The organism is Vagococcus penaei, assembly GCF_001998885.1.
GTDB lineage: Bacteria > Bacillota > Bacilli > Lactobacillales > Vagococcaceae > Vagococcus > Vagococcus penaei.
In genome coordinates, this window is record NZ_CP019609.1 from 1,159,873 (window position 1) to 1,181,521 (window position 21,649).

Here is a 21,649-nt window from a genome sequence, read left to right on the forward strand (position 1 = left end):
GTCATTATTCCATTATGTATTCTTCAATAATTATCATCCCCTTTATAAATAAGGTATTTATCTCATACACAAAATATAACATGTACTAAATAATAATAATTATCATAATTTTCCTTATTTCTGAAAAAAAAATAAGATATTTTTAATAATGTACGTTTTTAAATGATCATTTTATTAAAAAAAATCTAAAAAACAAAAAAATAACCAAATAAAGAAACTTTTTATGAAAATACCTCCTTTATTCAGTTGTTTACCTATATGACTAAAAAGCTTTATATATAAGCTTTTTATATTTTAATTACACACTGTTTTATATATTTGTATTTTTACAGAACGATAAAAACATGCTATTATCCTATTTATAAGTTGTGCACAATAGGTTGATTACTTTTAGAAAAAATTCACACTTTGTTTGTGAAAAAAATTCATGAAATAAAATAAGGGAGCAAATTAAGATGAAAAGAATTTTAGACAAGTATCATTATCGACAACTTTTTATTTTAGACAGATTACACGAAAGTGATAGCTGGGTTACCTCAAAAGAATTATCGCAAGAACTTAATGTATCCAAACGTACCATCACAGAAGATTTTGTTAAAATCAACCAACTTTGGGGGCATAAGCTTTCGCTCGAATGTTCTAAATACTTGGGTTATAAGTTAGACAACTTGCCTAGAAGCACAGAATTTATTATCAAATCTGATATTTTACTTGATACTGTTCCAATTCAATTTATCGAACTACTATTTTTCAAGCCAAATAAAAATATAACATTCTATGCTGATAAATTGCATATTAGTGCATCTACGCTGTATCGTTATCTAACTTTAATTAATGACAGTATGAAGGACTATAATTTAGAAATTCGGAATCATCTGACAACTTACTACTTATTTTCTTATAATGAATTATCACTGAGAGCATTTATGACAAACTTCTTTGAACATGTCTACGGCTTTGACTCAAGTAGATTTATAGACAATTCTGAGTCTTTATTTATTAAAAAACGGATTGATTATCTTTTGCAAAAAAATAAGCTTACTGTCGCTAAAAACCATTTTACCCACTATCACGTTTTTTATTTTGTTTCTTTAATTAGACAATCACAGAATTTTACTATATTGCCAATTGAGCATTATAAAGGAAAAGAACTAACACTAAAGAAAACTGATTTAGAGTTTATTGAACATCATTTTCCAAAATTAGATTTCGATACTATTTTAGAAATTGAAAAATCGATTTTAATTCATCATGTAAAAACATCCACAATTATTGCTAAAACTGAGGTACTGTATGTAATTAAAGGGATTGTTACCAGCACTTTTAGTCAATTAATTCAAAAAGAACGTAAAGAAAATGAGCTTAGTCTACTTGTAACCTATTTACAAAATGTTTATTTGATGGGTACTTTATATCCCGATTCAAAATGTCTGTTTTACACTCCTTATCATTCTTTTTCATTACAGATAAAAAAACGCTATCCTACACTGTATTACCAGGCACAAGCCAGTCTATTAGAACTGTCAAAAGAAACTGACTACCCGTTTACCAATCATTTTGACGAATTATTATTTATTATTATCTTAAAACTACCTTCTGTTTTAAACGTACCTCATGTTTTTGATGATAAACCAACGAATAATGTGTTAATTGTTAGTTCATATTCCGAAAAACATGCCTATTTTCTAAAAAAAATCATCTCTGAACAACTTAGTAGTGAAGCAAATCGTCATACTTACTTTGAATGTAAAACTACATATAATATGGAAGAAATAAATTTACTCAATTACTCTCTAGTCATCAGTTGTTCCAGTAAAATCGAACTTACTGAAAAGACCATTTTGATCAATGATTTTCCTTCACCTTACGATATCGAAAGAATAGAATTGAGTTTAACAAACTAATCATAACGACACTTTAAAGTAATTAATTAAACACAAAAAAACGGCTAACTCTTGCGAATTAGCCGTTTGATAAAAATCGGCTCTATAATTTAAAGGACTGATGAATCAAAATTTGATTCATCAGTCCTTTTTTAGTTTATTTAAATATAAAACATGTCGTCTATCTAGTAAAATTTAAGTACCACCAAAAATCTAAGATAGAAAGGACGACATGTCGTGAATAATCATATCAAAAAAATGCTACGAATTACAGATGAACATTTATATTTAACAAATACGGAGGAAGCTAAAGTTAAAGGAAAGAACTCTTTAATTATCTTTGGCATCTATTCTCCCATGCCTTCGGCTTGTAAATCCTGTGGGTCAACTGTTGTTGATAATGAAGGAAAAAGTGTGGTTGTTAGGAATGGAAAAAAAGAAGTAACTATTCGATTAGATTCTTATCAAAATATGCCTACTGTTTTAAAACTAAAGAAACAACGATTCCATTGTAAAAACTGTTCTCACAATTGGACCGCACAGTGTTCTATTGTTGAAAAAAATTGTCATATCAGTAAATTTATTACTTTGAAGATTTTAGAATTATTAACTGAGAAAATCTCTATGACAGTTATATCTAAACAATGCCAAGTTTCTTTAACTACAGTTTTAAGAGTTCTTAAGTCCGTTGAATCACAGCTCCCACAACAACTTAAACCTCGATCTTTTCCAGAAGTTTTAATGGTAGATGAGTTTAGATCTCACGCTAGTTATGAAGATAAAATGAACTTCATATGTGCTGATGGGAAAACAGGTGAATTAGTGGACGTTTTACCTAGTAGGAAATTAGAGAAAATCATTCCTTACTTTAATCGCTCTTCATTGGAGGAACGGAGAAAAGTTAAATTTTTAGTAACAGATATGAATGCAGCTTACTTTCAATTGACTAAAACAGTCTTTCCTACTGCTAAGCTAGTCATTGATCGATTTCATATTGTAAAGCATTTGAACACTGCTTTTAATGATTTGAGAGTACGAGAAATGAAGACATTAGTTGCCAACAAGAAAAATTCAGAAGCCAATAAATTAAAATCAAACTGGAAATGTCTTCTGAAAAATCAAACAACTATTTCCATTTCAGAATTCAAAACCTGGAGAAGCTTTCCTTCTCCAAAGCATCCTCTTTTAACGGAATCTATGATGATTGATCGACTACTTTCATTCTCTTCTAATCTAAAAGAAGCTTATGATATCTTTCATTTACTAATGTATCACTTTAGAAACAAAGATGACCAGTCATTTTTCGAACTATTGAAAGATTTACCCGATAGCTTGGATAGACAATTTAGAAATAAAATAGACAATCTGATTTCCTACGAGGAAGGTATTCGAAATGCCCTAAAATATAATTTTTCCAATGGAAAAATCGAAGCTAAGAACACTCATATAAAAACTCTTAAAAGAGTTTCCTACGGGTTCAACTCCTTTACGAATATGCGCATAAGAATTTTCTTGATAAACGGCCTTATTAAAATTAAATAACTAAAAAAGATGATAAATCTGAGAATAATCTCAAATTTATCATCTCATATATCCGACTCATCAGTCCGATTTGACAAAGAGCCTAAAAATCGTTATTACTGATTAATTAACGTGTCTTTTTCTATAGACCACGTAGGCAATAGCAACTAATAATATACCCAAACCAATTACTAACACAGACGATGCTTGTTCACCTGTTTTAGGTAATTGTTTCCCTTTAGGCTTATCATTCGTGTCTTTCATTGATGAACTGGTTAGCGACTGAGATGAGCTTGACGGTGCTTTATCTGTTGATCCAGGTGTCACAATCAATGACTCAGTATCAGTTGTTGTACTACTTGTCGACTCACTTGTACTGGTTGTGTCGGTTGTCGTACTGCTTGTACTGTCCGTTGTTTCTGGACTGACAGTGATTGACTCAGTATCAGTCGTTGTACTACTTGTTGACTCACTTGTACTGGTTGTATCGGTCGTCGTACTACTTGTTGACTCACTTGTACTGGTTGTGTCTGTTGTTGTACTACTTGTCGACTCGCTTGTACTGGTTGTGTCTGTTGTTGTACTACTTGTCGACTCACTTGTACTGGTTGTATCCGTCGTTGTACTGTTTGTTGACTCACTTGTACTGGTTGTATCCGTTGTACTTGGTGTCGTTGGTTTTAGGTGATTTATTACATCACCTGCATAGACACTAGCTACCTGACCAGCTTGCTCTGCTTCAATTGTGAAGTACTTGTACTCCGGATTTAACTGGTAGCCATTTGGAGCTTTTGTTTCCACAAACGCATACTTCCCAGGAGCTAATCCCTCAATACTCGCGACACCTGCACGGTCGGTCACTAAACGTTTATCCGTGATTTCTTTGACTGTGTTATTAGCCACCGATACAACCGCAAATTCTGCCCCTTTTAATGGACGATTTGCTGCATCTGTTTTCATCACCCAGGCAGAGCCTTGGTAATTCATCATTGATAACTCTTGAGTAAGTTTATCTTTTGTTACATTGACTGTCAATGGAGATGTATTACGAATATAGCCTGTTGGGGCACTCACTTCTTCTAATTGATATGTCCCAATAATGAGCTGATCAAACTGAATGCGACCTGATTTGTCAGTCGTTTGATGGTCACCCACTTGCTTGCCATCTTTAGTTAATTTAAATGTAGCATTCGCTAATGGTTTGCCTGCTGCATCAGTTTTCACTAATGCTACAGACCCTAAAATTAATGTGTTGGTAATATTGAAACCATCAACTTGTGCGTTATAGCCTGTCACGTCTTCTTCTGTGACAGTATACGTAATTTCTTTGCCTTTTTCATATTTAGGTTGAGCACCAAAATCATACGCCCAATTCGTTTTATCGGTGACTTTCATTGACAAGTAGTCAATCCCATTTTTTTGCATCGTCACAATAATAAACTCTGGACGGATACCATGTTGATTGTCCTCGTCTTGCCAAGTTTTCGCGCCTTTGATGGTCACTTCTTCTGGTTTATGCGTGTTTACCAACTGAATGTTTGATGCATCTAAGCGATTCACTACTGGTGCATCATAATGCGCTACCTGTTCTTCCCTCACACTATACTTGATTGGTTTACCTGGTTTGGTATGCAAGTCTAAATCGGTCCACGTGTGTGTCCATTTGTTGGCTTCACTTAACACCACTTGTTTATCGGTTGGTTGATTACCTTTTACTAAGGTTACCGTGATGTTTTCTGGACGTTTGCCATCTTGATTTGCTGCATCGTCCCAAACTTTTGTTACTGTTACTGATGTTTTATCTGGGGCATCTACATTGGTAATTGTAAAGGACTGATTATCAATGCCGCCTGTCGCAATCGTATAACCTGCGACAGCTTCTTCAGCAATCGTGTAGCTAATGTCCTCACCAGCTTGGTTTTTCATCGGGACATTTTTAAATGTGCCGGTCCACTTCTCTACATCATCACTACCCGTTAACGTAATGGAATCAATCGCTTTGCCATCTGCTAGCAAGTGGAAAATGACCTCTTTTGGTCGCGTGCCATCTTGATTCATGTGATCGTCCCAAACTTTTGTCACCGGAATTTCTTTAGTTTTCAACGTATTAGTAATCGTTGTCCCAGTTACTTTAGATTCATAACCTGCTGGAACGTTGATTTCTTTCACACTATAACTAATTTTTTCCTTATTATAATACACAGGTAAGTTAGAGAACTCATGTGACCACCTATTAGCTTCTGATAGTGTAATTTTTTCCGTTTTAATCTCTTCTTTACTAACTGTAGCAATTAATTCTGCTTGAATCGTCGTTGGACGAGTTGGGAATTTTTCTTGTTGATCTTCCCATTTTTTAGTCACAGTTAGACTAGTAGTTTCTGGCACATAGGTATTCGTTACTGTCATACCATCAACACTTGACGTATAGCCTGTTGGAACGGCTACTTCTTCTAATGTGTAGGTAATGGCTTTGCCGTTCTTATTTTTGGGTAATTTTTTACTTGTTGCTTCCCAACTTGGCCCTGTCACTGTTAATGTATCCACGACCTCACTGCCGTCTTTTACATTAATTGTAACCTCATTTGGACGTTTACCGTCTTGGTCATTCTTATCTTCCCATTTCTTTACTGCTTTAACTGTCGTTGTTTCTGGTGTATAGGTATTCGTCACTGTCATACCATCAACACTTGACGTATAGCCTGTTGGAACGGCTACTTCTTCTAATGTGTAGGTAATGGCTTTGCCGTTCTTATTTTTAGGTAATTTTTTACTTGTTGCTTCCCAACTTGGCCCTGTCACTGTTAATGTATCCACGACCTCACTGCCGTCTTTTACATTAATTGTAACCTCATTTGGACGTTTGCCATCTTGGTCATTCTTATCTTCCCATTTCTTTACTGCTTTAACTGTCGTTGTTTCTGGTGTATAGGTATTCGTCACTGTCATACCATCAACACTTGACGTATAGCCTGTTGGAACATTCACTTCTTCTAGTGTATAAGTAATGGCTTGACCGTTCTTATTTTTGGGTAATTCTTTACTTGTTGCTTCCCATTGTGGCGCTAGTACAGTTAATGTATCCACGACCTCACTGCCGTCTTTTACATTAATTGTAACCTCATTTGGACGTTTACCGTCTTGGTCATTCTTATCTTCCCATTTCTTTACTGCTTTAACTGTCGTTGTTTCTGGTGTATAGGTATTCGTCACTGTCATACCATCAACACTTGACGTATAGCCTGTTGGAACATTCACTTCTTCTAGCGTATACATAATAGGTTGAGCATTATTATCATATTTAGGTAACGCTTTACTTGTCGCTTTCCATTGCGGCGCTAGCACTGTTAGTGTATCTACAACTGTTTGACCATCTTTTACATTAATTGTGACAGTATTTGGACGTTTGCCATCTCGGTTATTATTGCCTTCCCATTTCTTTGTTGCTGTCAAATTAGTTGTTTCTGGCACATAAGTGTTAGTGACAGTATTACCTTCTACGGTAGCTGTATAATTTGGTACTAAATCTTCATTGATTCTGTAATTAATTTCTTTACCATTTTCATCTAAAATTGGTAAGTCTTTAAATTCAACAGTCCATGTATTTCCTTGCCCCGAAAATGTTTTTCTATCAATTTCACGTTCATTAGCAAGCAAGTTAAAGGTGATTTCTTGCGGACGTTTTTGATGAATATTATTCAAATCGGCCCAAATTTTTGTAGCAGTAATTGACGTTGTTTTAGGTGTCTCTTTTTCATTTTCTACTTTGATTTCTTTTGACGTATTGCTTACACCTGTTGTAATACTTTGAATTTCTGGATTTAGTGTATATCCAGTCGGTGCTTTCACTTCTTTAATATAATATGTTGTATTTTCTTTTAAACCAGAAAATTTAATTTTGCCTTCACTGTCTGAGACTTTCTTTGATGAGTCAAAAAAGTCAGATTTATCTTTACTGATTAAAAACTCTGCACCGCCTAAACCCTGGTCAGTTCCTTTTTCCACTTTGACTAATTCAATATTAGCCGAACCTTCACCTGATACCCAGCCTCCAGCCCAAGAAAAGTCTGCAGATACATTATTACTATTGGATACAGGTTTATCATCAATTGCTGTTGTTACTTTCAGTTCGTTATCCAATTTAAATGATGAATCTAACTTATAAATCACTTTTGTCTTATACTTCATAGTCAATCGATTCTCACTAGCAGCTAATTTAGGTACACTTCCACTAATAGTATCCGTTCCATTAAAATTTAGATTTGCACCTGTTGCGTCATTGAATGCTTTAAAACTTGTGTACGTTTTTCTACCTAAAGTAATAGTTAACGTTGATTCATCAAATACTTGCTTTTCAGGTGCCTCACTAATGACATCAGTAAACGTTAAGTCGTTAGTTAACGCTGACATAGTATAGTTAATATCGACCATCCAATCAACAGCGTCTAATGTGTTTTGTTTACCGTTTTTAAAACTTAAATCAGTATTAGTACCATTAGACTCACCACGACCAGATGTTGTAATCGCAACAATCGCGCTTTCTTTTCCAGAAGAAATCGTTACTTCTTCTGTAGACGCTTCTTTAGAAGTATTACTTCCAGTAGCACCAATATTAAAACCACCTTTAATTGTATTCGGCTCCCAAGTTGCTACAACATCAGTAAAAGTTAACACAGCTCCTGTTTCACTAATGGTTAACTTAGCACCAACAGAACCTTTAATCAAGATATCCATTGTCCCCATAATCGGTTTAATAGAGCCATTTGTTGAGTGATTCCAATTCACTTTAATTGTATCGCCTGGAACAATTCGGTTATTTTCTTGAGCTAGTAAAGCATCATTAAATGCCACATTTATCTCAAATTTCCCACCATCTTGGACGTTTTCAGGTTTTAGAACGACAGAGGTCACAGCGATATCTGATATATCTTTAGGTGCACGCATGTCGTCTGTACTTTCAGCCCGAGTTGCCTGAAGTGGTGCAACTTCAATCGCTGGCAAGTTAGTATCTTCTAGGTCGTCTTCATCACTACCTGCATTCGTAATCTGATTTGCTGGCGTTGTCTGTTCTTGTGTCTCTACCACATTTGCCTCAGTAACAGGCGCTGTTGGCTCAATTGGTTCTAAACCTTGTTGTGCTAGAGCATCACCCGTTGTAGGTACTAGTTCTGACTGATTCGGTTGGCTAATTAAGCCTTGACTATCCGCTACGAGATTACTCTCTGGTGTTAACGCGCCATCAGCAATAACAACTGCTGGTTCAATAAAAAATGGCAAAACAATCCCCATGATTGCCATTAAAATGACTTGCTTCTTAAAAAAATGTTTCATATATGTTGCTCCCCTATTTTAAATTATTATTCCCCGTTAATGCTATACAAAAACTTATTGATAAAACCGTTTACTAATTTAGTCTATCTAAACCCTAATGCTGTCAATTGTTCAAAATAATAGCTATACGCCATAAGTCGACTGTCAACAATACTTTGACGCCATGATCCACCGTTATCAAAAAAGCGAGTCGCTCTTTGTGGCGTCAATGGATAAGATAGTTTAATTTGTTTAAAAGCTAGTGTTCCATGACTAATTGGTAAATCAACCGTACGTCCATCTAGCAAAAATGTCACACTTGGTAAGTCAGAGCTTAATTGCTTGATTTGGGTTGTTGCCTTTAAATGGATTGTTGCTTTGCCCGTAATAACCTTCGTCACATGAATTTGAACTTTTTCATTTTTAACACTAACTTCGCCAACTGCATTCCCTAACTCATCAAGCATTGTACAAGTTCCCTCATTCAATCCAAAAGTTACATATTTTGGATTATATGCGTAAGCAATAGTTAATTGCTCGCCTTTAACAATTTGCTTTTGAGATGTCTTAGTGGCATCAATGGTCAATTGCAATTGACCATTAGCTAGGGCCTGTGCATTAAACTCAATCGCTTCCACTATATTTGGTATTGATTGATCAATTTCTTTAGTCAGTTTGCCTTGTTGGTTGTTAGTCCCTTGCTTATGGCTACCCACTTTTTTGATTACTGCCGTGTTACTCACTTCCACTGGTGTTGCGACTCCTGTCGCTTCCTCTGTTACATTGACTCCATTTTCTTCGGTTACCTGAGGTGTCGACTGTTGTGAGGGCTGACTGCTTTTTACTTCTTTGGCGCGTTCAACGGTTGTCGTGTCTTGCCGCTCACCACCTGTTACAATGACCGGATCTTTTTGACCACGTTCATGAATAACTGCTGGCTGTGAGACGTCTAATTCTTCATAAAATCCGTCACTATTCTCATTTGTTTTTGCCTTATTCTCATTTATTTGAGACGTTTCCTCGGCTGATACTAGAATTGGTTGGGCGAAAATCATCGAACTCATTAATAACGTAGCTACCACCGACATCGTTTTTCTCGCTGACTTTTTCACTGTTACAATCTCCTATTTCATATTTTTTATATACATATCTTGACTTGCGACGCATTAATTAATTGTAATCCTACTTTTGAAAATTGTTTGTACATTTCTTATCAAAAAAAGGGTCCATTTAAAGAATTCTAACTATTTGTCATTATATAATGAATTTTATGAAAAGAAACTTCTATTTTTGCGTATCGATATGTAAACGATACACAATTATAGTTAAAATGATTATCAACTGTTCATTTTTAAAAAATGAACAGCCTTTCATTACTTTCACGTTTTTTAAAATTATTATCACTTACGAGTAAGGACTAAAAGGTAATCTTGCCTTTCAAACATAATGCTTTACTATCCTTTCAGCTGATACCGTATCCGGTGTTTTTGCTGTTTGACTTTAGGTTGCTGACTTTGACCTTTGCGCATATAACCAGTAAAGTATAAGTCTTTTAAGCGACGAACTTTTAAATACGTATGGTACGTTGATTGACGATTAACCGTCAAATGAAGCTGATAGCGTCGACCGATAACTTTGGGAATAGTAGCACGGCCTTTTTCATCAGTGTGAACAATTAGTGGTACACCATCTCGGTAAACTGGCTTTTCGCGATAACGAGTGACTAAAGCACAACTAACATTCGCTAAAGGTACGCCTTTTCTATCGACCACTTTAAGCCGAATATCTAACCGTTTTCTCTGAATTAGATAGCGCCTAATTAAAAAGTAAATCAGCATCGTTAGACCAATAGAGAGAGTACAAACTAATAAAACAGCTAATAGCCGTTGCCAGTGCTTATGCTGATTGACATCAGTCATACTTGCCTTGTCCTTCTCTGTATAAGGAACTTTATGTCCCCGAACCAATAAGCGATGGCTATTAATCATGTATGGCGTACACGTCAATAACGTCACTAACTCTTTATTGGGATTAATGTGTAAATCATCTGTTTCATGTGGTTCAACCACTTTTATTTGATCAACTTCATATGCCTGAGTTTTATCAGCTAATGTGATTAAAAATCGGTCACCCTTTTTTAATTTTGGTAAGTCAGTAAATAATTTTGCCTTTGCTAGGCCCCGATGTGCAGAGATAACTGAATGTGTCCCTTTTTCTCCTGTAGGAAAACTTGTTCCTTCCAAAATCGACGCTCCTTTTTGCAGCAAAACTTCCGTTGTTTCGTCGAAAATTGGCATGCGGGTATCAATTTTGGGAATAGTCAATACACCGACTGTATGCTTCACATAATAGCTTTTTTGTTCCGTTGAGAGTGTCTTTTGATTGTCTTCAGACACAGCAGCATTGAAACTTGCTAAACCGGGATTTGCCCCTTTCTCACGTAATTCCTGATTCCTTTCAGCCATTTTTTGTTGTTCTTTTTGCTTTTGTTGATAATCAGCATTAGCTTTTTTCTGATAACTTCTTAATATTTGTTGATCAATCGCGTCACTGATTGTATTACTAACAAACGGATAGCTTACAGCCACAAGTCCGATAATCAAAACGATGACCATCAACAAATCCAACCATAAGCGCTTGCTACGGACCATACACTCTCCTCACTTTCCTCTAAGTTAAAAAGAAGATAGCCTTTATGTCAGACCATCTTCTTCTGTTTTGATAGATATCGTTACCCTTCGATACGTTTTCTTCCTTTAGTAAAGTAGAACCCTACGCCACCAATCAATACGCTTCCACCAACTAATAAGAAAATAATACCTTTACCACCAGTTGCCGGTAAGAAACCTTTCTCACGATTGGTAATAGTTTTCTCTGATTTTTTTTCGTGACTCTTATCACTAATTGTAAACGCTGTTGGTTGATTATCTAAAATAAAACCTTGTGGTGCTTTTACCTCAATTAACTCGTACTCACCATCGGCTAAACCGACCACACTAAATTCACCCTTATCATCTGATTGAATGATTGTCGCATTTTCTTTCGTTCCCCATGAGACTGCGTCAGTTGTCGTTGCTACTTTAAGGTATGACTCACTACCTTTCTTACGAACCTTAAATTCTGCACCTGCTAATGTTTCAGTTTCATTTGCACCATTCACTTTGATAAACGAGTGACTACCTGTACGGATAGAGATAGAATCTTCTGCCGTAGGAATATTTGTACTTGGTTGACCGTCATAATTTAAAGGAATCACACTAGCCTTTGCCTTATTAAAAAATACGCCCTGTGTCGCATTATTATTTAATTTCAGTGTATAGTTAAGAGTCAGTTGTTTTGCACTAGAATCTAATTTAGCTACGTCAATACTAATCGTATCTTTTTCATCACTTGAACCATCATTATCTACTAAAATTTGTTTATCGTAGCTATTTTTAGCATCATCTTCAATACTTAAACTATTCGCAACATAAGTTAACTTTGTTTTATCGTGGACATCTTCTAATTTAATTTCTTGATAAAAAGCTTTACCATTTGAATACTTTCCATGAATATTTTCTGGCAAATCAATTGTCACTGTGTAACGTACTTCTTCTCCAGCATCATAGCTAACTTTATTACTTTCCTTTTTAACTTTAATAACATCTGGTACTGTTTTTGGATAAATATTAACATTTGTTAGTAACTCATCTGTTGCAGCTTTGTAGACTGGAAAAGCGACAACCATTGGTTCAGCACGTGGTCCCGTAATAACGTAAACGGCATCTTTATTATCAGATTTTGCTGGTAAATCGACACTTGCTTTGCCATCTTCAGTTGTTGGTCCCACTGTGATTTCTTTTTTTGTTAGAGGTATCGATGCTTCAATTACTAATTTGATGATTTCTTGCGTAGCAACTTCTTTTGATTGTGTTTCACGAATTTTCGTAAACTCATCTGTCATATCATACGCCTTAAAGAGTGATCCTTTAATTTTTTTCCAGTAAAACTTGGCATTTCTTCCCCAGTGTTTTGAGTCTTGTTAATACCTTCCACATGATGAATGATTACTTTATAATTTTCTGGTTCAGCTGCGTTCATAGATTGTGTGCCGATGAAACCTGCAAATCCAATCATTAGAATCCCTATTATATACTTTACTATGTTTTTATACTGTGTCATTTCTTTCTAGCTCCCTTTTTTATGTAGTGACTTATCAGTAGGCCCAAGAACAATAGTCCAAATAAACTAACTAAACCTGTCACTCTCTCATTTAATTGTGGTAATAATCCTAGATGGCGTTTCTTTTGTGCTTTATTAACAATCTTGTGTGGTGTTGTCTGCTTGGTATCTGCTGTGATTTGAAAGTCAATCGGTTCATGCGTTAATACATAACCAGAAGGCGCTTGAACTTCAACTAATTTGTAGTGTCCCACTTTTAAGCCACTAACTGTCAAATCACCCATCTCATCAGAAATAAACTGTTGTACCTGTGAGGTTTCTTGCTGTGACCAGGCATAACCTTCTGATGTTTGTATTAGCCAATCCCCATCCGAGTTTTGCACTTGGAAAATAGCACCCTGCAATCCCACATCTTGCTCCCGATAATCAACTTTTTTAAACTGATATGCATTAGCTTTGACTTTAACCGGGGCATCATAACTCACTCCATCAACTAACAGCGTTCCTGTATTCAATGCTTGATTACTCTCTTGATTTCCCTCAAACATCATTTGATAAGTCACCGTCAACCGATTTTGACCGTCTGCTAAAATAGCTTGTGGTACATGAAACTGAAATCCGTGTTTAGTCAATTCAATCTTGCATAACGCTGTAATATTTTGATGATTAAGTAATAATTGAACCGAGGATTTTTTTAATACCAGCTGAGTATCCGCTTGATCAATAATTTGAAGCGTTGTTGCTTGATAGGTTCGCGTATCAAGTGTCATCTCAAGTTGAAAATCAATCGGTTTCCCCAAAGCATAACTTGTTTGTTGCTCTTTGACAGTCTTCTCAAATGAAATACCTTCTGGCAGGTCTTTTTTAGCCACAACTTGTAAGTGTGACACATTCCCAGGCAACGGGTACTTCATCACTAAATCTTGAAAAATACGTTGTTTAGTGCCTCGTTCATATCCTCTAAACAAGTAAGCTGCATCACGACCACCAGATTGTTTAGGCAACTGAAAAACTACTTGCCCTTGTGATGCGACTTGATGCTGACCATTTGGTAATTCCTGACGCTGACTCAGTGTGTCTTTGATATCCATCGCAGATAAGCCTTTTTGGCCGAGTCGTTCATACTCCTGTGTGACATCGTAGGCTACATAGTCGATGCTGTCTGACGTGTTTGTATCAATTAAGATAGTCAAATCATCTTGTACGGTTGCTTGCACAACAACACTTAACATGGAAACTCGCACGATAGTACTAAATAAAACTAGCCCGAAGAAAACTGTTAACAAATAACGTTGTTTCATCCGTTCACCTGCCATTCTCGTCGATACACGTATAGTAGATAGCCCCCGACACTAATTAATAAGAAACTACCGCCACCAATTAATAGACCGAAACTGTTACCTCCAGTCATTGGCAACACTCCTTTCTCATCATTCGTAATCGTAATGGCTGTCTGATTAATGCTCTCACCTGGCACCATCTCAAAATTGTAGGTTGTTTCATCACCATTTGGAGACACATACGTCACTACAGTTTCGAGCGTATCAACATCAACCGATTTATCACTATTTATTTTATTCTTAATGATTAGTCTAAAGTAACCAGGCAACTGGCGATATTCATCTGGCGTTGTGATTTCTTTCAAATAATAAGTTGTGTTAGCTTGTAATGAATAGGACGATGTATCAAAAACAATCTGCCCTAAATCATTGGTTGTTCCCGTAGCTTTCGGTTCAACATTGGAACCATTTAATTTTTGACCCAACGAAAACGTCACACCTTTTATCGGTTTTTTCGTCCGTGCATCTTGTTTAAACAACGTTAAGTTCGTTGGTAAAACATCATTGTATTTAGCTAAAAGTAATCTTGTCGGTACTTTTTCCAGACGATAAAATCCATCTTCCGTTGGTCGTTTAGTCGTTGTGATGTCCTGAGAATTTTCGGTCAAAAAACGACCATCTTCCGTAACTTGAAAACGAATGGGTGTGCTATCCAGATGGTAACCCAGACTGGCTTTTGTTTCTTGTACATCATAATAACCAGGAACAAGCATAACTTTAGCAAAATCATTCGTAATCGTGTCTTCATTGCCTAATACTTTTTGTAACTGAAATTGCGTATCCTCTGTTTGCCACTTATCTTGATACCGACGGACATGAAATTCAAATCCTTTTGGACGTGTCAATACTGGTGCACCATGTTGAAATTTTTTGACAACTAGATGTGTATCAAGGGCATAATCATTAGGTATCGTTACAGTGACCGTTTGCTGGTTAATCTGACTAGCTAACTGTTGGCCTGACTGGTCCTTAATTGTAATTGTTCCCGTGCTATCGACACTGATATCCCACGGCCCTGACTTTTTATAGTTGTCTGGAGCTTTTATTTCTTTTAGCACATATGTCTGATTTTTCGATAGTTGAAGTTCTGTGTTTGTATACTGACCATCTATTTCCTGCAGCTTGACCACTTTAGTTAAATCACCACCGCTAACTTCAAATTCTGCACCATTTAATTGTTTCGTTGTGTCATAACTTGCGACTTTATTAATTGTTAGATGAAGTGGTTTATAAATTTGTCGATTGGTAATTGTAAATGAATTATCCTGATGATTAGTTATACTTCCTTCTTCATATCCATCAACAGGTGTTTCCTTTAACACTTGATAGGCTAATTTTTGCCCTTGGTTATCAAATTTAGGAAAATAATTTTTTTTTCCGTCAGATGTCGTAACAAACTCAATATTTTGTTCCCACGTATCATCTTCTGGTTTTCCTGTTAGTTCCGTTTGACCTAATTTACTGTTATTTCGCCCAATCGTTAACTCTATATGTTTTGGTCTCTTAGCAAATTGATTGAATTCATCCCATTTTTTCGTGATTTTCAACGTAACAAATTGCTCTTTTGCTAATTTTCCTGATGGCACACCAAAATCAACTGGTTGCTCTACTGCATCTTTTGTTGGTGCAAAAGTTGTTTTCCCATTCATTGGATACCAATAATCTGGCTGACTCGTTTCCGTTTTTAAACGGACACGATAAGTCACCGAAACCTCTTGGTCTTTCCCTAAATTCATTTGATTCACGGTTACTTGATTGTTGGTCTTTGTCGCAATCGGCAGCTGTGAATCAGCAATATTTTTCCCAGTCACTTTAGGCGGGCTACTCTCATCGTATAGATATTGTTCCCCTAAAGGATCAGTAATTGTTCCACCTGCAACCGTATTAAATTGGGTTAGCACATCTTCCGTTTGTTCTAATAAATAGGCACTTATAGAGTCAGTAAACTGAAGATTAATTTTTTCAGCTTGTTCTAAATCACTACTTCCATCTGGTGAAAAAATCGAATCATCTATTTTTTTAGGTTTTGGTGTCACTTGATATTCATACTTACCTTGGTCATTTTTTGTAGTTAACCGCTGTAATCGAGCATGATTTCCACCATAAGTTTCTTGGTTAGCAAACATTTTAGAGTTAGCACTTTGTCTGACGTCTATTCCCAAAGCCTTGATAGTAATTCCTTTTGACTGAATAAGTCTTGCTTCACCTAATGTTGCTACCCACGTATTAGTGACCTTTTCTTGGTTAGCCTGATAGTAGTAATTACCGTGGTCATCAGTTAAATTAAATGGCTTTAGTCTATCATAATAATTGACGTCTTCAAGACTAGCAAAACCGCGCTTTTCCAAAAAGTAAGGCGTATCTATTCGTGTAGAAACATCAATTAAATTATAATTAATAGCAGATGCATAAATTAATTGCATCGGCTTATATTCAGCCATTCCCTCTCCATCATTTAAATAATTACCACTGAAAACCGGGATATTTTCTTCATCCAATACTGCTTCCTCCACATGGTAACTATGTGTTGGCAAACCATCTGTTAATAAAATCATCATCTTTTGATGGTTTTTATTCATATCAGACTCAAGCATTTCTGCTCCTCGCCTTAATCCATCTTGAATAAATGTATTTCCGTAAAAAACTGGGGCTAAAGAATCATTTATATGCGCTTGATTATTTTTGACTGATCTAATAGGAATAGTTGTTCTATTATTAGGATCTGAAAACCCTACTAGACCAATATTTACATAATCCCCTAATCCACTATTGACAATAGCGTCCAAAAAATTAGCAACACCTGTTCTTATTTGTCCTGCTTTATTATTCGTCTCCATACTACCCGACATATCGACAACTAATACAATATCAATCGGCTTTACTTTTTCTCTCGTTTGTCCCTTCACTTTTAACGTGATATCAAAAAGACCTGGACTAACTTCCTTAGCTAGTTTCTGAATTTCATAATCCGGGCGGTCAGGGTTATTTCCGTACTGAATATAACCGTCAGTAGCATCTATTGTCCCATTTTTATAGCCAGCATAATTTTTGACGTTTGGTTGGTTGTCGTTAATTAGTGTTTCTTTTGGTATCTTACCATGGTCATTTTCTGTATAACTTGGTCGAAATTCAACTTCAGCACTATAAAATAAAGGACTGAAATAAGCCAAACTAGTTATTAAAATAAGCACACTCAAAAGCATCAACTTAAATATTTTTTTCACAAAGTTCATAAAGAGCTTCCCTCCTTTCAAAACTTACTTATTTACTGAATTTTATACCGTTCGAAGCGATTATTTAACACCTATTTACTGAACTTCTAGTATTAAAATAAATGCTTACTTATATGTAAAGCTTCTTAGTTAAGAATTATACTTGTTCATTTATGGTATGTCTGTTCAGTATAATAGCATATTTTTCTAGCAAAAAGGGCACCAATTTTTACATATCGATAAGCACAAATTAAATAAATATATTCTAAAAAACCAAAAATGTTTATTTAATTGTTTTTTTAATGATTAGTTTTTCGAATACATCACTTTATGACATTAAAAAAAACCAAAAAAAATAGATATCAATTACTAAAAACAAATATCAATCAAATTAATTGACTTTTCAATCATATTATTAAATAAAAAGCTAAGTATACTTTTTAAATGATGTCACTTAAAAGTATACTTAGCTTTATTTCTTCAGCCATTTACAACGACCTTTAACAACTTTAATAAAATCCTTTTGTTTCCTACTAGGCAATAACACCATGAACTTACCCGATTGTCTCGTCATACCAAACTTCACACGTGATGCTCGATTTTTTCCACTTTGCAAGTAATAATAACCGCCTGGTATATCTTTCAACACCACTTTACCAGATGAATTAGGTTGCAAACGAATTACATCATCCCCCCGGACTAGCGGGGTCTGATCCAGCTTCGACACAAATACTTGAAAATAATTCTCCTTACCAAGCACCTTTTTTTCGGTACATCATAGAAAACTAATGTGAATTTTCGACGACTCATCCGATACAACCATATTTGACGCCATAGACTAGCTATTAAAATGACTATCCCAATCAAAACGCCAACAAATAAAAGTATCTGTTTTAGGTAACTTTTTTGTTTTGCGGCATCTTTCGTTTTAGTTAGTGTAGTGTCCCAAGGGATTCGCTCACCAGTAACGAGTAAACGATGCGTATTTACCATGTATGGAGTACATGTTAGTAATGTAACCAAATCCCGATTTTCTTCCATCTTTAAAACTTCCGTATCTTCCGGTAAAACTGTATCTAGATGGATTACTTGATACGCCAATGTCTCTCCTAAAATCGTTAAAATAAAAACGTCCCCTTTTTTCAACTGATTTAAGTCGCGAAATAATTCACGTTCAGCTAAACCGCGATGAGCAGAAATAACCGAGTGTGAATTTCTCCCTCCAGTTGGCTGAGAGGTTCCAGGAATAACCCCTGCACCATTCTCTAAAATTTGATTCGTAATGGTATCAAAAACAGGCATAGTAGCAGATAATTTTGGAATTGTCAGTTCACCAATTAAATGCTCATTCAACACAACTTCATCAAATGTAGCATCTTCTTTGAACGGATCATACTGCACATTCAATCCTTTTCTTTCCATCTCTTCATTCGTTTTACGTAATGTGTCTAAGCGGGTTTTTTGCTCTATTTGACTTTTTTTAGCAAATTGTCGTAAGCGAATATCATCTGTCACATGATTAAAAATACCAGCATAAAGTGGATAACAAATTACTAAGGTTCCGATTAAAAAAATGAGCCTTCCAATTATTTGACGCATCGCTTTCCCCTCTCTTAAACGTTTAATAACTGCCTTCCGATAATGACTGCACTTCCCAAACTAATAATCACGGTTATCATACCATAAAACAGTAGGTGTCTCGTATGCTTACGGTTAATGTGTGCGACCGAAGTCTCCACCTGTTTCTCTGTAACTGGAATTCGATGAGCCCTTACTAATAATCGATGACTATTAATTTGGATCGGTGTACATGTCACTAAAGTCAATAAATCTTGACCCTCAACACACTCTAAATCAGTTAAATCATCTGGTAAAACAATTTTGACTTGTTCTACTTGATAAGCTAAATCTTGATCTAACGCACGTACATAGATGGTATCACCAATCGTTAATTGATTAATTGGTGTAAATAACGTTTTATTGGGTAAACCAGTATGACCCGTAATCACCGTGTGACGTCCCTTCCCACCGGTTGGTTGAGATGTGCCTTGTAAAAGAGTGACACCTTCCTGTAATAAGGTTTCTGTCGTTTCATCAAATAAAGGGACGTCAATAGCTACTTTAGGTATGACAACACGCCCCAAACTATGGGCTTGAAACATCTCTTTGGTCAAACCTGAATGCCCATCAGTCTGTTCGCCCGTAATCAACTCCTCAATAGGCGCTCCTAAAGGGAGTGTTTGTTGCTCCTGATTCTTTTCCTCTAATAGTTGCTTTTTTTTTTGTAATACTTTGTTTTTTTGTCTCAACTCTTCATCAAATCGCTCCATTGTTCGAAAATCATAGTAAGTATTGATTGCTTTGGTCACCAAAGGGAACGTCAATATCAAAAAACCGATTAAAAATAGCCCTACAATGCCGATTCTCAACCATTTAGTTGATTGATTCCCTGAAGTGTGTCTAGATTTTTTAGAGACTCGTTTGCTAACCCGACGTGCCTGTTGACCTTTTTTTTTTACGCTTACGTTGACGTTTTATCACAATGATGTCCCCTTCCTTATGACTCATTCCGAAAAAAAAGAGCGCTGCCTATCTGGCGACACACTCTTTTTATTAATCACTAACTATTTATCACTAAATACGACGTACTTTTTTCGGTCCACGACGAAGCCATAAGTATGCTCCTACCATTAGGGTTCCACCAATTAAAACAAATAACAGAACTCCTAAACCACCAGTCGATGGTAAAATACCTTTTTTTAACATTCTCAACATCAAAAATAGTCTTATCATTTGGTTTGCCTTTGATGATTTCAAACTCATATGGTGATTTCAATAAAGAATATCCTTCTGGCGCTTTCGTCTCAATTAATGAGTAAGTCACATCTTCTGGTAATTTACTTGAATAATTAAGTCCAGTAACAAAAAATGCACCTTTATCATCTGATGTATATTTAGTCGCTTGGTCCTGTTCTGCTATCCAACTTACCGTGCCGTCTTCAGCAATTTTTGCATATTCTACAATTTCTAATGTATCTTTTTTCGTTTTTGCTAGAACAAACTCTGCGCCTGATAAGGCTTTTTTACTTTCGTCACTGATTTTATTAAATCGTTGACCACCAGTATAAATATCTGGTCCTGTTACAGGATTTTCTGGCGTTCCTGGTTCATTTTCAGTCGGTGTATCTGGTTTTTCAACTTGTTTGCCATCTTGTTCCACAATTGTACCTACTTCAACAAAAGCCTTATTATTAATCGCAACATCAAACGCAGCATCTTTTGTTAATGAGGCTTGATAATTAATCACGACAGGTTTACCAGCTAACTCTTTTACCTTTTGACTAGCTAAATTAAACGTGACAATAAAACCATTGTCATCTTTTGGTGTTACAGTGTAATCATTGTTTACATCTAGATTACCAATTTTAATCGTATCAGGATAAGTTTTCATACCGGTATTTGGTGTGTCTGTCACACGGTAATAATCTTTATCTTTTAAATTCCAAGGCAGATTTAAACTGATATTGTATCCAAATTTTTGACCTATTTGAGCATTGTTCACGCCATTAGTCACTAACGCTTTTTTAGCTGCATCATCTAAGTCTTTATTAATCATCTTAGACGCAGCGTTTTTTGGGTATAAATGAATATCGGTATTTATTTCATCAGTTGCGTTAACTTGGTAAATTGGGAAATTAATAATTAATGGTGTAGCTTTTTGTGTCACGTTAGTTGGTGAATTTGTTTCAACAAATGCATAAGTAGCATACTCAATATGCTGACCGTTATGAATTAATTGCAATTTACTAAAGACTGCTTCACCTGAATCATTTGTCGTTACCGTTTTAAGTGGTTGACCTAGTTGCGCTTGCAAATCTTTAACTGTTGCTTGTTCATTAATATCATTAATTAATTGCTTAATTGCATCTTCTTGCGAAACTTCTTTCGATTTATCTTGTACTAATTCTAGATAACGTTCTGTCACATCAAAAACTTGAAATTCAACGCCTTTTAGTGGCTTACCAGCAAAATCCATTTTTTCACCAGTATTACTAATTTCTGTTGGTAACTTATCATCAAATAATTGTTTATGCAGTGTAACATCTACTGTTTCCGGATCATTCGGATCTTTTGTCTGTGCCTGACTAACTGTGCTAACCCCTACTAGTAAAGCTAATAACGCCACTACTAGACTCATTATTCCTTGTTTCATTTTATTTAACAT

The 21,649-nt window shown here is 35.6% G+C and carries 13 protein-coding genes; 2 read left to right on the top strand and 11 right to left on the bottom strand.

The window, feature by feature from the left end; genetic code table 11:
- The first annotated feature begins 455 nt into the window (after nt 1-455).
- Both BW732_RS05390 and BW732_RS05395 read left to right on the top strand, forming a co-directional pair.
- The gene (locus BW732_RS05390; RefSeq protein ID WP_077275820.1) at nt 456-1,904 is read left to right on the top strand and encodes an HTH domain-containing protein; all 1,449 of its coding nucleotides are present in this window, start codon (nt 456-458) and stop codon (nt 1,902-1,904) included.
- A 216-nt stretch (nt 1,905-2,120) separates the two neighbouring features.
- Nucleotides 2,121-3,425, top strand: coding sequence for an ISL3 family transposase (locus BW732_RS05395; RefSeq protein ID WP_077274886.1), 1,305 nt, complete (start codon nt 2,121-2,123; stop codon nt 3,423-3,425).
- 102 nt (nt 3,426-3,527) lie between these two features.
- Here the strand turns inward: BW732_RS05395 and BW732_RS05400 are convergent, their stop codons facing one another.
- The 11 genes from BW732_RS05400 to BW732_RS05450 all read right to left on the bottom strand — a co-directional run bounded on the left by BW732_RS05400 (nt 3,528) and on the right by BW732_RS05450 (nt 21,649).
- Entirely contained in the window at nt 3,528-8,732 is a 5,205-nt protein-coding gene (locus BW732_RS05400; RefSeq protein WP_077275821.1) for a Cna B-type domain-containing protein, read from the bottom strand.
- A gap of 83 nt (nt 8,733-8,815) precedes the next feature.
- Nucleotides 8,816-9,823 carry a hypothetical protein gene (locus BW732_RS05405; RefSeq protein WP_077275822.1) on the bottom strand — a complete coding sequence of 336 codons (1,008 nt, stop codon included), beginning with the start codon at nt 9,821-9,823 and terminating at the stop codon, nt 8,816-8,818.
- A gap of 342 nt (nt 9,824-10,165) precedes the next feature.
- Nucleotides 10,166-11,362: a class C sortase gene (locus BW732_RS05410; RefSeq protein ID WP_077275823.1), complete on the bottom strand. Its 1,197-nt coding sequence runs from the start codon at nt 11,360-11,362 to the stop codon at nt 10,166-10,168.
- 80 nt (nt 11,363-11,442) lie between these two features.
- Nucleotides 11,443-12,654 (bottom strand): SpaH/EbpB family LPXTG-anchored major pilin, encoded by a 1,212-nt coding sequence (locus BW732_RS05415; protein ID WP_077275824.1) that lies wholly within the window; start codon nt 12,652-12,654, stop codon nt 11,443-11,445.
- Entirely contained in the window at nt 12,651-12,872 is a 222-nt protein-coding gene (locus BW732_RS05420) for a hypothetical protein (RefSeq protein ID WP_077275825.1), read from the bottom strand. Before BW732_RS05420 ends, BW732_RS05415 begins: the two co-directional genes overlap by 4 nt.
- The gene (locus BW732_RS05425; RefSeq protein ID WP_077275826.1) at nt 12,869-14,173 is read right to left on the bottom strand and encodes a SpaA isopeptide-forming pilin-related protein; all 1,305 of its coding nucleotides are present in this window, start codon (nt 14,171-14,173) and stop codon (nt 12,869-12,871) included. Before BW732_RS05425 ends, BW732_RS05420 begins: the two co-directional genes overlap by 4 nt.
- Nucleotides 14,170-17,445 carry a SpaA isopeptide-forming pilin-related protein gene (locus BW732_RS05430; RefSeq protein ID WP_077275827.1) on the bottom strand — a complete coding sequence of 1,092 codons (3,276 nt, stop codon included), beginning with the start codon at nt 17,443-17,445 and terminating at the stop codon, nt 14,170-14,172. The genes BW732_RS05425 and BW732_RS05430 overlap by 4 nt, the downstream gene beginning before the upstream one ends.
- 451 nt (nt 17,446-17,896) lie before the next feature.
- Nucleotides 17,897-18,100, bottom strand: a complete 204-nt coding sequence (locus BW732_RS05435; protein WP_077275828.1) for a hypothetical protein — start codon at nt 18,098-18,100, stop codon at nt 17,897-17,899.
- Between the two features lie 23 nt (nt 18,101-18,123).
- Nucleotides 18,124-19,023 carry a class C sortase gene (locus BW732_RS05440; RefSeq protein ID WP_077275829.1) on the bottom strand — a complete coding sequence of 300 codons (900 nt, stop codon included), beginning with the start codon at nt 19,021-19,023 and terminating at the stop codon, nt 18,124-18,126.
- A gap of 14 nt (nt 19,024-19,037) precedes the next feature.
- Nucleotides 19,038-19,793, bottom strand: coding sequence for a class C sortase (locus BW732_RS05445; RefSeq protein WP_237301601.1), 756 nt, complete (start codon nt 19,791-19,793; stop codon nt 19,038-19,040).
- Nucleotides 19,794-20,044: 251 nt separating this feature from the next.
- Entirely contained in the window at nt 20,045-21,649 is a 1,605-nt protein-coding gene (locus tag BW732_RS05450) for a SpaH/EbpB family LPXTG-anchored major pilin (RefSeq protein WP_077275831.1), read from the bottom strand.

Excerpts from the sequence above, each read along its gene's own strand:
- BW732_RS05400 (WP_077275821.1), bottom strand. The coding sequence starts at position 8,732 with ATGAAACATTTTTTTAAGAAGCAAGTCATTTTAATGGCAATCATGGGG.
- BW732_RS05420 (WP_077275825.1), bottom strand. The coding sequence starts at position 12,872 with ATGACACAGTATAAAAACATAGTAAAGTATATAATAGGGATTCTAATG.
- BW732_RS05440 (WP_077275829.1), bottom strand. The coding sequence starts at position 19,023 with ATGCGTCAAATAATTGGAAGGCTCATTTTTTTAATCGGAACCTTAGTA.
- BW732_RS05425 (WP_077275826.1), bottom strand. The coding sequence starts at position 14,173 with ATGAAACAACGTTATTTGTTAACAGTTTTCTTCGGGCTAGTTTTATTT.
- BW732_RS05430 (WP_077275827.1), bottom strand. The coding sequence starts at position 17,445 with ATGAACTTTGTGAAAAAAATATTTAAGTTGATGCTTTTGAGTGTGCTT.
- BW732_RS05415 (WP_077275824.1), bottom strand. The coding sequence starts at position 12,654 with ATGACAGATGAGTTTACGAAAATTCGTGAAACACAATCAAAAGAAGTT.
- BW732_RS05450 (WP_077275831.1), bottom strand. The coding sequence starts at position 21,649 with ATGTTAAATAAAATGAAACAAGGAATAATGAGTCTAGTAGTGGCGTTA.
- BW732_RS05410 (WP_077275823.1), bottom strand. The coding sequence starts at position 11,362 with ATGGTCCGTAGCAAGCGCTTATGGTTGGATTTGTTGATGGTCATCGTT.
- BW732_RS05390 (WP_077275820.1), top strand. The coding sequence starts at position 456 with ATGAAAAGAATTTTAGACAAGTATCATTATCGACAACTTTTTATTTTA.